The 12735-nt window shown below is 68.2% G+C and carries 11 protein-coding genes; 3 read left to right on the top strand and 8 right to left on the bottom strand.

What is annotated here, in order from left to right:
- Positions 1-121: 121 nt before the first annotated feature.
- Entirely contained in the window at positions 122-259 is a 138-nt protein-coding gene (locus tag HWX62_RS01735) for a hypothetical protein (RefSeq protein ID WP_175930722.1), read from the bottom strand.
- 421 nt (positions 260-680) lie between these two features.
- On the opposite strand from HWX62_RS01735, the gene HWX62_RS01730 reads away from it, so the two are divergent.
- Positions 681-1637: a mannuronate-specific alginate lyase gene (locus HWX62_RS01730; protein ID WP_175930723.1), complete on the top strand. Its 957-nt coding sequence runs from the start codon at positions 681-683 to the stop codon at positions 1635-1637.
- A 21-nt stretch (positions 1638-1658) separates the two neighbouring features.
- Here HWX62_RS01730 and HWX62_RS01725 read toward each other — a convergent pair whose 3' ends face one another.
- From HWX62_RS01725 to xylA, 6 genes are all read right to left on the bottom strand, one after another.
- The gene (locus HWX62_RS01725; RefSeq protein ID WP_244135919.1) at positions 1659-1940 is read right to left on the bottom strand and encodes a hypothetical protein; all 282 of its coding nucleotides are present in this window, start codon (positions 1938-1940) and stop codon (positions 1659-1661) included.
- A gap of 73 nt (positions 1941-2013) precedes the next feature.
- A complete protein-coding gene (locus HWX62_RS01720; protein WP_175930725.1) occupies positions 2014-3225 on the bottom strand; it encodes a sugar ABC transporter permease in 1212 nt (403 codons plus the stop codon).
- Entirely contained in the window at positions 3222-4781 is a 1560-nt protein-coding gene (xylG, locus tag HWX62_RS01715) for a D-xylose ABC transporter ATP-binding protein (protein WP_175930726.1), read from the bottom strand. The genes HWX62_RS01720 and xylG overlap by 4 nt, the downstream gene beginning before the upstream one ends.
- 60 nt (positions 4782-4841) lie before the next feature.
- Positions 4842-5870, bottom strand: coding sequence for a D-xylose ABC transporter substrate-binding protein (gene xylF / locus HWX62_RS01710; RefSeq protein WP_175930727.1), 1029 nt, complete (start codon positions 5868-5870; stop codon positions 4842-4844).
- Between the two features lie 88 nt (positions 5871-5958).
- On the bottom strand, positions 5959-7437 hold the full coding sequence (gene xylB / locus HWX62_RS01705) for a xylulokinase (RefSeq protein WP_175930728.1): 1479 nt from the start codon (positions 7435-7437) through the stop codon (positions 5959-5961).
- Positions 7438-7441: 4 nt separating this feature from the next.
- The gene (gene xylA, locus HWX62_RS01700; RefSeq protein WP_175930729.1) at positions 7442-8764 is read right to left on the bottom strand and encodes a xylose isomerase; all 1323 of its coding nucleotides are present in this window, start codon (positions 8762-8764) and stop codon (positions 7442-7444) included.
- Positions 8765-9035: 271 nt separating this feature from the next.
- Here xylA and HWX62_RS01695 point away from each other — a divergent pair, with 271 nt between their 5' ends.
- Entirely contained in the window at positions 9036-10229 is a 1194-nt protein-coding gene (locus HWX62_RS01695) for a DNA-binding transcriptional regulator (RefSeq protein WP_175930730.1), read from the top strand.
- Between the two features lie 27 nt (positions 10230-10256).
- Entirely contained in the window at positions 10257-11345 is a 1089-nt protein-coding gene (locus HWX62_RS01690; RefSeq protein WP_175930731.1) for an aldose epimerase family protein, read from the top strand.
- A gap of 70 nt (positions 11346-11415) precedes the next feature.
- On the opposite strand, the gene HWX62_RS01685 is transcribed toward HWX62_RS01690, so the two are convergent.
- On the bottom strand, positions 11416-12654 hold the full coding sequence (locus tag HWX62_RS01685) for an SfnB family sulfur acquisition oxidoreductase (RefSeq protein WP_175930732.1): 1239 nt from the start codon (positions 12652-12654) through the stop codon (positions 11416-11418).
- Positions 12655-12735 lie beyond the last annotated feature (81 nt).

Below are 12735 nucleotides of genomic sequence, written 5' to 3'. Positions count from 1 at the left end.
TCGCCAGAGCAATCGATGGTTTGATGCGCCTCCAACGTTCTTGCGTTGCAAGCGTGGACAATAGATCCGAACTCGACAAGCAACCAGCGGAGCCGATTGGCTTGCACAGTACGTGATTGAATCACCCCTTGTCGGCCCGATGCAGCGCCAACACCGCCAGTTGCTCGATGTTACTGATCGCACCGAAACGCATGTCAGGTATTGCGACCACTTCGCAAATTTCCCGAGCGTCGGCTGCATTATTCTTGTCATATTTCACGCAAGACTCAACAAATTGCGGGACTATTAACCGAACCGTGCCAAAATTCTTGTAGCTGTTCGCGCCAAATTGTGCGCGACACCACACGCTTCCAATAAGACAAGACAGCCGATTGGCAAAAAATTCGCTTACCGGATCGCATCTCAGTCGCCTTTTCAGAACGGCTGTGCCGTGAGCGTTCACGCCGTGCACTCGCAACGCTTTTCGGGCCAGGTCCCGGTGGACGCTTCACCGGATCGAGAAAGCGGTCGAGGACGACAGAACAACGTATTGCCTGTCATATGAAGCCGGCACGCGCAACGCAGCGCCCTCCCGCCGGATCGGAGCAGCAACGGCTCGCCCGGGAAAGCCGGACGAAAGCCTCGGGCGCTAGACTGCCCCCGTTCCAGCGGCCAGCCCGAAACGTCCTCGTCGAGCCCCCATGCGCACCCTTTCCGTTCGAGCCTTGTTCGCCGTCTTGCTTGCGGTCGGCACACTCGTCGGCACGGCCTCCGCCAGCCGCGCGTGCGAGGTGCCTGCCCCCGTGCGGACGATCGATCCGCCCGGCTACTACGACGACCCCACCGGTTATGCGCGCGACGTGAAGCCGATGCGCGACTTCGTCGCGAAGCTGAACACGGCGGCGGATCGCGGCGACTGGTCGTGCGCATTGACGCTGCTCGACAGCTGGGCGCAATCGGATGCGCTGATGGGCCCGATCTCCGGTTATCAGGGCTACTACGAGCGCTCGTGGGCCGGCACCGATTTCGCGATGGTGATCCTGCGCATGCCGCGCGGGTTGCGCGAAGCGAATCGCGCGTCATTCAACGCGATCGACCCGTGGCTCGAACGCATTGCGATCGCGACCCGCAATGCGGAAGCGATCAACCATCTGCACAACAATCTCGTGTACTGGGCCGGCCTCGACCTGATCGCGATCGGCACCGTCACCGACAATGCGAGCCTGATCGATTCCGGTCTGCTGCGGGTACGCGAAGGCATTCGCGACATCGGGCCGGACGGTTCGCTCGCACGCGAGGTCAAGCGCGGCAACCGCGCACTCCACTATCACACCTTTGCCTTGCTGCCGCTCGTGTTCGCGGCCGAACTCGTTCAGCGGCGCACCATCGATCTCTACCGCGAAAACGACGGTGCGATCGGCCGTCTCGCGAACCTCGTGATCGACGCAGTGGAGGATCCCGCGAGTTTCAGGAAGATCACGCCGATCGAGCAGGACCTGTTTCCGTGGACGTTTCGCGACGAACTGAGCTGGATCGAGCCGTATTACGCGCGCTTTCACGATCGCCGCCTGCCGGCGATCGTCGCGCCGCGCCGCCCGTTCAGCGAATGGCGGCTCGGCGGCGACGTGACAGCGGCGTGGGGCGCGGCGCTGCCCTGACGCGCGGCGCCGCCCCGCCTTTCAGCGCGCACCCTCGGGGACGGCAGCATGCTTCGCCGCGCCGTCCCGTTCGATCCGCTCGACGATGCGCGCCAGCCGAATGATGTCGGTCAGCGCGAAATCGGCCGCATCGGGCCGGGGCCGGCCGCACTGGTCGGCAATGCGCATCGCGAACGCGAGCGCGTCGGAACGCTCTCGCAGCAGCGCGCGCAGCGCATCCGCGATCACCTGCCGGTCGCGCGGATCACCCAGGCCGAGCACGGGCCCGGCATCCGGCATCGCGAACGGCTCGGCCGCCAGCACGGAAGCGTCGGGCACGCGCATCGTGTTTCGTTCCATGGTCTTCCCCTGTTTCGGCTCGCGCCCGAGCGGCGCGTCACCGCCGGTTCGACCGCGACACCACGTCGATCCACACCGCGAGCACCAGCACCGCGCCCTTGACGATCATCTGCCAGTACGCGTCGACGTCGAGCATCGACATCCCGTTGTCGAGGCTCGCCATCACGAGCGCGCCGATCAGCGCGCCGTAGACCGTGCCCGACCCGCCGCGCATCGACGTGCCGCCGATGAAGCACGCGGCGATCGCATCGAGCTCGCCCATCGTGCCGGCGGACGGCGACCCGGCCGCCAGGCGCGCCGTGTTGACGAGGCCGGCAAACGCGCACATCAGCCCCATCAGCGCGAAGATCGCGAGCTTCACGCGGTCGGTGTCCACGCCCGACAGCCGCGTCGCCTCCAGGTTCGACCCCACCGCATAGATGCGCCGGCCGAATACCGTCTGCGTCGCGATCCACGAGAACACGCCGAGCAACACGAGCAGCAGCAGCACGGGCACCGGAATGCCGCCGTAGCGGTCGAGCGTCGCGACGAACGCGAACAGCACCGCGCCGGCGCCGACGATCTTCGCGACGTCCTGCCACAGCGGGGCGACCGCGAGCCGGTAGCGCCGCCGCGTGCCGCGCTGCCGCACCACCAGCAGCGTCGCGACCACGAACAACAGGACCGCGAGGCCGTCGCCGGCCACGCGCGGCAGATAGCCCTGCCCGATGAACACGAAGCCGTCCGACACGGGCGCGATCGTCGAGCCGCCCGTCACGCCGAGCAGGATGCCGCGAAACGCGAGCATCCCGCCGAGCCCGACGATGAACGACGGCACGCGCCGATAGGTCGACCACCAGCCGTTGAAGAGGCCGATCAGCACGCCGAGCGCGAGCACGGCCGGGACCGTCGCCGCGACCGGCCAGTGGCGGTTGACGTCGAGAATCGCGGCGACGCCGCCGAGCAGGCCGAGCAGCGAGCCGACCGACAGGTCGATCTCGCCCGCGATGATCACGAACACCATGCCGCACGCGAGCATGCCGGTGATCGACATCTGCCGCAGCAGGTTCGACACGTTGCGCGGCGTGACGAACGCGCCGTCCGTCAGCACCGAGAAGAACGCCCAGATCGCGACGACCGCGAACAGCAGCGCCAGCACCTTGTAGCGCGTGAAGACATGACGCAATGGCAACCGCGACGCGCGGCCGTCCGGGCGACGCGCATCGGCATCCGGCGTCGCCGGGGTCGAGGAAGAAAGTTCGGAATTCATATCGCACTCGTTGCGGTGGGTTCGGCGGCCAGCCGCGCGGGCTGCAGCGCGGCGCCGAGAATCTGTTCCTGCGTGAGACCCTGGTTGACGAAATCGCCGCGCAGCTCGCCCTCGCCGATCACCAGCACGCGATCGGCCAGGCCGAGCACCTCCGGCAGTTCCGACGACACGACGATCAGCGCGACGCCGCGCTTGGCCAGCGCGAAGATCAGCCGGTAGATCTCGGCCTTCGCACCCACGTCGACGCCACGCGTCGGCTCGTCGAGGATCAGCACCTGCGGCTCGGTCAGCAGCATCTTCGCGAGCACCGCCTTCTGCTGGTTGCCGCCCGACAGGCTCGCGATCGACAGGAACGGATGCGCGGCGCGCACCGACAGCCGCTGCATCTCGGTGCGGATCGCGTCGAGCTCGGCGGCCGCGTCGATCCGCCCGCGCGCCGCGAAACGCCGCAGCACCGCCAGCGTGATGTTGTGGCCCACGCCGAGCTGCGGCACGATGCCATGGCGCTTGCGGTCCTCCGGCACCATCGCGATGCCGGCGCGGATCGCGTCGGCCGGCGAGCGGATCGACAGCGGCCTGCCGTTCATCGTCACGCTCGCCGTGCAGGCGCCCGGATACGCGCCGAAGATCGCCTGCATCAATTCGGTGCGCCCCGCGCCGACGAGCCCGGCGACGCCGAGAATCTCGCCGTGCCGCACGCTGAACGACACGTCGTCGACACGCTTGCGGCGTGCATTCGTCACATCGCGGCAGGTCACGTGGCGCACGTCGAGCACGACGTCGCCGATCTCGTGCGGCTCGCGCGGATACAGGTCGCGGATCTCGCGGCCGACCATCATCGCGATGATCCGGTCGGTGGTCAGCGCGGCCATCGGCTCGGTCGCGACATGGCGGCCGTCGCGGATCACGGTGACCGTGTCGCACACGGCCGCCACCTCGTCGAGCTTGTGCGAGATGTACACGCACGCGACGCCACGACGCTTCAGGTCGCGCACGATGTCGAGCAGGATGCGCGTCTCCGACGCGCTCAGCGACGACGACGGCTCATCGAGGATCAGCAGCTTCGCATGCTTGTTCAGCGCCTTCGCGATCTCGATCAGCTGCTGGTGGCCGCCGCCGTAGTTCATCACCGGCTGCGCGACGTTGATCGTGTCGATCCGCAATTCGCGCAGCAATTCCTCCGCGCGCCGGACCATCGCCGCGAAGTGCATGCGTCCGCCCGGCAGCGTGATCTCGTTGCCGAGGAAGATGTTCTCGGCCACCGACAGTTCGGGCACGAGCATCAGTTCCTGATGGATGATCGCGATGCCCGCGCGCTCGGTGTCGCGCACGCCGGAGGCCGTGAGCGGCGCGCCTTCCCAGCGGATTTCGCCGTCCCACGTGCCGTGCGGGTACACGCCCGACAGCACCTTCATCAGCGTCGACTTGCCCGCGCCGTTCTCGCCGCACAGCCCGACGCATTCGCCGGGCCGCACGGTCAGGTCGATGCCGTCGAGCGCCTTCACGCCGTCGAATGCCTTGACGATGCCGCGCATCGTCAACAAGGGTTCCGTCATTCGTTCATGCCTCGCAGGATGCGCGCGGGCGCGCCGGTGCGCGGCCCGCGCGTCGTGCCGTTACTGGCTCGCCAGCTGGGCCTGGGTATAGAAGCCGTCCTTCACGACGACGTCGACGTTGCGCTTGGTCAGCAGCGTCGGCTGCAGCAGCACCGTGTCGACCTTCTTCTTGCCGTTGTCGTATTGCGCGTTGAACGCGGGCTTCGTGCCCTTCGCGAGATCGACCGCGAGCTTCGCGGCTTCGCTCGCGATCAGCTTCAGCGGCTTGTAGACGGTCATCGTCTGCGTGCCGGCGATCACGCGCTTCACGGCCGCCAGATCGGCATCCTGCCCCGACACCGGCACCTTGCCGGCCAGATGCTGCGCGGCAAGCGCCTGGATCGCGCCGCCGGCCGTGCCGTCGTTCGACGCGACGATCGCATCGATCTTGTTGTTGTTCGCGGTCAGCGCATCCTCGACGATCCGCAGCGCGGTCGACGCGCTCCATTCGGGCACCCATTGCTGGCCGACGACCTTGATGTCGCCGCGGTCGATCGCCGGCTTGAGCACCTTCAGTTGCCCTTCGCGCAGCATCTTCGCGTTGTTGTCGGTCGGCGCGCCGCCCAGCAGGAAGTAGTTGCCCTTCGGCTTCGCGTCGTAGACGCCCTTCGCCTGCAGTTCGCCGACCTTCTCGTTGTCGAAGGAGATGTAGGCATCGACATCGGCGTCGAGGATCAGGCGGTCGTACGACACGACCTTGATGCCGGCCTTGCGCGCTTCGGCGACGACGTTGCCGAGCGTCTTCGAGTTGAACGGCACGATCACGATCACGTCGACGCCGCGCGAAATCAGGTTCTCGATCTGGGAAATCTGCCGCTCCTCGCTCGCATCGGCCGACTGCACCGACACCTTCGCGCCGAGCTTGGTTGCGGCTGCAACGAAATAGTCGCGATCGCGCGACCAGCGCTCGACGCGCAGATCGTCGATGCAGAAGCCGATCTCGGGCTTGTCCTTGCTCGCATGCGCAAGCGGGGCGCCCAGCGCGAACATCGCCAGCGCGGCGGCGCCGGCAAGCGAACTCAATACGGTACGACGCGTCACGGTTTTCATGTCTCCAAACTCCTTGTTATGGAACCACCTCACGAACGCCGGGCGGCCGCGGGAATGGGCCGCCCGCATCGAGTCACGGCAACGCGCGTCACGCGCCCGTTGCAAACACCGGTTCGAGCGCGCGGTACAGCGCGCGAAACGTCGGCCGCCGCATGTCGCGATACCACGCGTGCCGCGCCGGATCGGGCTCGCGCACCGCGACGACGGGCGGCTGCGGGCACACGTCGCCGAGCCGCGCATCGGGTTCGAGCGCGAGATGCGCGAGGCGCGCGGCGCCGAGCGCCGGCCCCACTTCGCCGCCCTCGCGCAGCGTCAGCGCACGGCCGCTCAGGTCGGCGAGCATCTGCGTCCAGTACGCGCTGCGCGAGCCGCCGCCGATCACCGTGATGCTGTCGGGGGCGAGCCCGGCCGCATGCAGCGCGTCGATGCCGTCGAGCAGCGCGAAGCCGACGCCTTCCAGCGTCGCATTCGCGAGATCCGCGCGCCGCGTGTCGGGCGTGAGCCCGTAAAAGACACCCTTCGCGTTCACGTCGTTGTGCGGCGTGCGCTCGCCGCTCAGGTACGGCAGGAACCACGGGCGGTTCGCGCGGGCGTGGGTCTCGGCATCGTCGAGCAGCGCCGCGACGCCGTCGTAACCGGCCAGTTGCGCGGTGAAGTCGACGCAGCCGGCCGCGTTCAGCATCACGGACATCAGGTGCCACGTATCCGGCAGCGCATGACAGAAGCTGTGCACCGCCGATTCGGGATTCGCGCGAAACCCGTCCGATACCGCGAAGTACACACCCGACGTGCCGAGCGACAGCAGCGCGTCGCCGGGTCGCACGATTCCGACGCCCACCGCGCCGGCCGCGTTGTCGCCGCCGCCGGCCACCACTGGAATCTCGCGCAGGCCGAGCGCGCGCGCGACGGCCGGCAGCAGCGTGCCGGTGATGCGGTTGCCTTCGAAGACGGTCGGCATCTGCGTGCGCGACAGCCCGCACGCGGCAAGCAGCGTGTCGTCGTAATCGCGCTTCGCGACGTCGAGCCACAGCGTGCCGGCGGCATCCGACGGATCGGTCGCGAACGCGCCGGTCAGCCGGTAGCGCAGATAATCCTTCGGCAGCAGCACGTACGCGATGCGCGCGAACACGTCGGGTTCGTGCTTACGCACCCACAACAGTTTGGGCGCGGTGAAGCCCGGCATCGCGATGTTGCCGGCCACCGTGCGCAAGGTGGGCGCGACGCGTTCGAGTTCCGCGCACTCCGCGTCGGACCGGCCGTCGTTCCACAAGATCGCCGGGCGCAGCACGTCGCCATGCGCATCGAGCAGCGTCGCGCCGTGCATCTGCCCGGTCAACCCGAGTGCGTCGATGTCGCGCGGATCGATGCCGGCCGCGCGCGCATCCGCGACGAGTGCGCCAAGCGCGCCGCATGCGGCATCCCACCAGTCGCGCGGCGCCTGCTCGGACCAGCGCGGCTGCGGCCGGCTCACCGTCAGCGGGCGGCTCGCGCTCGCGCGCACCGCGCCTTCGCGGTCGAGCAGCACCGCCTTCACGCCCGACGTACCGAGATCGAGTCCGATGTACATGGCGTCAGCGCAGCCCGTAGATCGCCTGGTTCACGATGTTCTCGAGCCGTTCCTGCGCACCGCTCGCGTGCTGCGGGTCGACACCCCGCGCGAGCGCGTCGGCCGCGAGCGATTCCAGCGTATAGCCGCCCGACAGGATCTTGCGGCCGAACGCGTCGTCCCACCGCGCGTAGCGCTGCCGGCGCAGTGCGTCGAGCCGGTCGTTCTCCACCAGCACGGCCGCGCGTTCGAGCGCGAGCGCGAGCACGTCGATCGCGCCGACATGGCCGTAGAACAGGTCTTCCGGGTCGATGCTCTGGCGCCGCACCTTCGCGTCGAAGTTCATCCCGCCGGTCGTGAAGCCGCCGTGGCGCAGGATCTCGTAGAACGCGAGCGTCAGTTCCTCGACGCTGTTCGGGAACTGGTCGGTGTCCCAGCCGTTCTGCGGATCGCCGCGGTTCGCGTCGACGCTGCCGAACACGCCGAGCGCGAAGGCGTTCGCGATCTCGTGATGGAACGAATGGCCGGCGAGCGTCGCGTGGTTCGCCTCGATGTTCACGCGGATCTCGTTCTGCAGCCCGTACTGCACGAGAAAGCCGTGCACGGTCGCGACGTCGTAGTCGTACTGGTGCTTGGTCGGCTCCTGCGGCTTCGGCTCGATCAGCAGCGCGCCCTTGAAGCCGATCCGGTGCTTGTGCTCGACGACCATCGACAGGAAGCGCGCGAACTGATCGCGCTCGCGCTTCAGGTCGGTATTGAGCAGCGTCTCGTAGCCTTCCCGTCCGCCCCACAGCACGTAGTTTTCGCCGCCGAGCCGGTGGGTCGCGTCGAGTGCATGGCACACCTGGGTCGCGGCCCATGCGAACACGTCGGGGTTCGGGTTCGTCGCGGCGCCGGCCGCGAAGCGCGGGTGCGAGAACAGGTTCGCGGTGCCCCACAGGAGCCGCACGCCGCTGGCCTGCTGACGCTCGCCGAGATAATCGACCATCCGCGCGAAATTGGCCGCGTATTCGCGCAGGCTGTCGCCTTCCGGCGCGACGTCGGTGTCGTGGAACGTGTAGAACGGCGTGCCGAGCTTCGTGAAGAATTCGAACGCCGCATCGGCCTTCTGCCGTGCCCGCTCGAGCGCGTCGCCCGGCTGCTGCCACGGCCGCCGGAACGCGCCCTGCCCGAAGATGTCGTGGCCCGGCCACACGAACGTGTGCCAGTAGCAGACCGCGATCCGCAGGTGCTCGGCGAGCGTCTTGCCCAGCACGCGCTTCTCGGGGTCGTAATGGTGATAGGCGAGCGGGTTGTCCGACTGCGGACCTTCGTAGCGAATCGCGGGAATGTGTTCGAAATACGACATGGCGTCTCCGTGCAGGTTCTTGTTGCAGCGCAACGTGCATCTCGACGACGCACGCGGCCGAATTCGTTGGCTGGATCGTGCCCGCACGCATCCCCGCCGGCAATTGCGAAATTGCGCAGCGCGCTTGATGTTTCTTGCCAGCCGCTACGTGGGGCGCGCGTTCCGTCCTACAATCGCCGTACACCAGACAACCCGACAACCGCGCGCCGCCGTCCCGGGCGCGCTCCGGAGACAACGGCACGGCGCCCCGACGCGCTCACCCGACACCGAGATGACACGCGCCCCTTCCGCCCAGACACCGCACCGCATCGCGCTGCTGTTCAACGCGAACAAGGTCTACGACCGCGAGATCATCAGCGGCATCGGCCAATACCTGCACACGACGCGCGTCGTGTGGGACCTGTTCCTCGAAGACGACTTCCGCTGCCGGCTCACCGGGATCGAGCGTTTCGACGGCGACGGCATCATCGCGGATTTCGACGACCCGGCCGTGGCCGACGCGCTTGCGGGCTCGCCGCTGCCGATCGTCGCGATCGGATCGTCGTACGAGGATCCGGCGCAGTACCCGGACGGCGTCCCATATATTGCGACGGACAACGCGAAACTCGTGTCGCTCGCGTACACGCACCTGATCGGTGCCGGGCTCGCGCATTTCGCGATGTACAGCCTGCCGGTCGCGCAGGAGAACCGCTGGGCGCAGCAGCGCGAGCTGGCGTTCGACCGGCTCGCGCGTGCAGACGGGCTCGACGCGCCGATCTACCGCGGGCTGTCGACCAGCGCGTCGGGCTGGAATCACGCGATCGAGCAACTGATCGGCTGGCTGCATGCGCTGCCGAAGCCCGTCGGCGTGATCGCGGTGACCGACGCGCGTGCGCGGCACCTGCTGCAGGCGTGCCTGATCGCCGGCATCGCGGTGCCGGAGCAGGTCGCGATCATCGGCATCGACAACGATCCGCTCACGCGCACGCTGACGCGCATTCCGCTGTCGTCGGTGATCCAGGGCACCGAGGAAATGGGCCGCACCGCCGCGCACCTGCTGCACCGGATGCTGCGCGGCGCGCGCTTTCCGGGGCAGCGCATCCTCGTGCCGCCGGTCGGCATCAACGTGCTCGAATCGACGCGCCACCAGCCGCTGGCGAGCCCGCACGTGATGCGTGCCCGGCATTTCATCCGCCAGTACGCGTGCCAGGGGATCAAGACCGAACAGGTCGCCGACTACGTCGGCGTGTCGCGCTCGCTGCTCGAGGAGCACTTCCGGCGCGAACTGCAACGCACGGTGCATCAGGAAATCCTGCGTCACAAGCTCGAAGCCGCGCAGGCGCTGCTCGCCAGCCGACAGGCGTCGAGCGCCGAAGTCGCGATCCGTTGCGGGTTCACGTCGCTTCAGTACATGTACGCGGTGTTCAGGCGCGAGCTCGGCTGCACGCCGCGCGAATATCAGGAACGCGCGGCCGCCACGACCTGACGCCCGCCGCCCACCCGACCTCCACTCATGCATATCGAAACCGATTCCTCATACCTGACGCCCGGCGCCGCACGCGTGCATGCCGAGCCGTGGGGCACGCTGCCCGACGGCGAACCCGTGCGGCGCTACACGCTGCGCAACGCGCACGGGATGCGTGTCGTCGTCAGCGACCTCGGCGCGACCGTCGTGTCGTGGCTCGCGCCCGACCGCACAGGGCGCTTCGCCGATATCGTGCTCGCGCACGACACGCCGGCCGAATACCTCGACTCCGGCGTCTATCTCGGCGCGACGGTCGGCCGGTGGGCGAACCGGATCGCCGGCGCGCGCTTCACGCTCGACGGCGTCGACTACCTGCTGGACCGCAACGAGAACGGCAACCTGCTGCACGGCGGCGCGAACGGTTTTCATCGCGCGCGGTGGGACGTGATCGACGATGGGGGCGGGCTGACGCTGCGGCTCGATTCACCCGAAGGCGACGCGGGATTCCCCGGCAACGTGCGCGTGCAGGTGCGCTACACGCTCGACGACGACGGCACGCTGACGATCGACTACACGGGGTGGACCGACGCGCCGACGCCGCTCAACCTGACGAATCACAGCTACTTCAACCTGAACGGGCGCGCGGGCAGCGACGTGCGCGGCCATCTGCTGCACATCGACGCGGACGCGTTCCTCGAAGTGGACGACGCGCTGATCCCGACCGGCACGGCCGACGTGACGGGCACGGCGTTCGATTTCCGGCACAGCGCGCCGCTCGGCGCGCGCCTCGACTGGCCGCATGCGCAACTGGCGCGGGCGCGCGGCTTCGATCATTGCTTCGTGGTCGGCAACGGCGCGCGCGAGGTCCGGCCCGTTGCACGGGTCTACGATCCGGAAAGCGGCCGCGAGTTGATCGTGTCGACCGATCAGCGCGGGCTGCAGCTCTATACGGGCAACTATCTCGACGGTGTGCGCGTGAGCGGCGGCACGCGGTGCGTGCAACATGCGGCGCTGTGCGTCGAGGCCGGCGGCTTTCCGGATCAGGTCAACATGGACGGCCTGCGCGACGACGTGATCGTTCGTCCGGGCGACGTCTATCGGCAGACCACGCGGTATCGGGTCGGCGTTCACGCATAGCGGGCGGGCCGGATCGCCGGCACGCTCGCCCAATGCGCCGCGGCCGGACGAGCCGCTTGCCGCTCGCGGCTCAATTCCACGCATGGCGCGCCGGGCGCGCACCGTTCAAATAGTAGTTGCCGACGAGGTGATATTTCCAGCGCACCGGATCGTGCAGCGTATGCGTGCGCGCGTTGCGCCAATGGCGGTCGAGGTTGTGCTCGGCGAGCGTCGACTGCGTGCCGGCCAGCTCGAACAGCTTCTCGCCCGCGAGCAGCGCGATCTCGGTCGTCAGCACCTTCGCTTCGCCGACCGCCACCGACGCTCGCGCGACGTCGTCCTCCGTCACGTCGCCCTTCGCCGCAATCTCGTCGAGCGTACGCGCCGCACGTTCGAGCAACGCGTCGGCCGCATGCAACTGGATGTGCAGCCGGCCGATTTCGCGAATCGTGAGCGGATCGTCCGCGGCCCGCTCGACGCCGCTGTCGACCCACGGCCGCGCGCGGTTCCGCACGAACGCGAGCGTATCGTCGATGGCTGCCTTCGCGATGCCCGCGTCGATCGCCGCCTGGATGATCTGCGACAGCGGACCGTTGAGCGTCGGCACGTCCGACACGCGCTGCGCGGGCAGCACGTGCGACGCGGGAATCCGCACCGCGTCGAGCACGACCGTGCCGCTCGCGGTCGTGCGCTGGCCGAAGCCCGACCAGTCGTCGATCACGGTCAGCCCGGGCGCCGGCTGCGGCACGTACGCGAGCCAGGCTTGCCGCGCGTCGTCGAGCCCGAGCACCGGCACGTAGTGCGCGAACAGCGCACCGGTCGAGTAGAACTTCGTGCCGTCGACGACATAGTCGTCGCCGTCGCGGCGCACGCGCGTCTTCAGGTCGAGCACGTGCTTCGTGCCCTTCTCCGAGAAGCCGTTGCCGAACCGCTTGCCGCGCAGCACTTCGGCGAAGAAATGACGCTTTTGCGCGTCGGTGCCGACGAGCGCGATCACGTCGACCAGCCCGAAGTGATTCTGCGGAAGCTGCCCGAGCGACGCATCGGCCGCGGCGACGATCTTGATCACCTCGGTGAGCGTCACGTGCGATACGCCTGCGCCGCCGTAGGCCTTCGGCACCGTGATCGCCCACAGCCCCGACTGAGAAAACCATTCGATTTCCTCGCGCGGCAGGCGGCGGTCGCGATCGCGTTCGGCCGCCCCTTGCGCGAGGCGTTGCGCCAGCGCATGCGCGACCTCGATCGCTTGCGCATCGTCGGCGATCACGCGGGCCACCTGCGGGTGGGCATCGGCCGGCCGCTCCTGAATCGTCGCGCTCGTGTCTGACATCGGGCTCTCCTGTCGAATGGCGAAAGCATTCAATCTAGCAGCGCCGCGCCGGCCGTAAAACCGAGCGATTCTCGAAACGAT

Origin of the sequence: Burkholderia sp. BCC0506 (assembly GCF_902833145.1) — a bacterium.
Lineage (GTDB): Bacteria > Pseudomonadota > Gammaproteobacteria > Burkholderiales > Burkholderiaceae > Burkholderia.
This window is presented reverse-complemented; position numbering and strand designations above follow the sequence as displayed.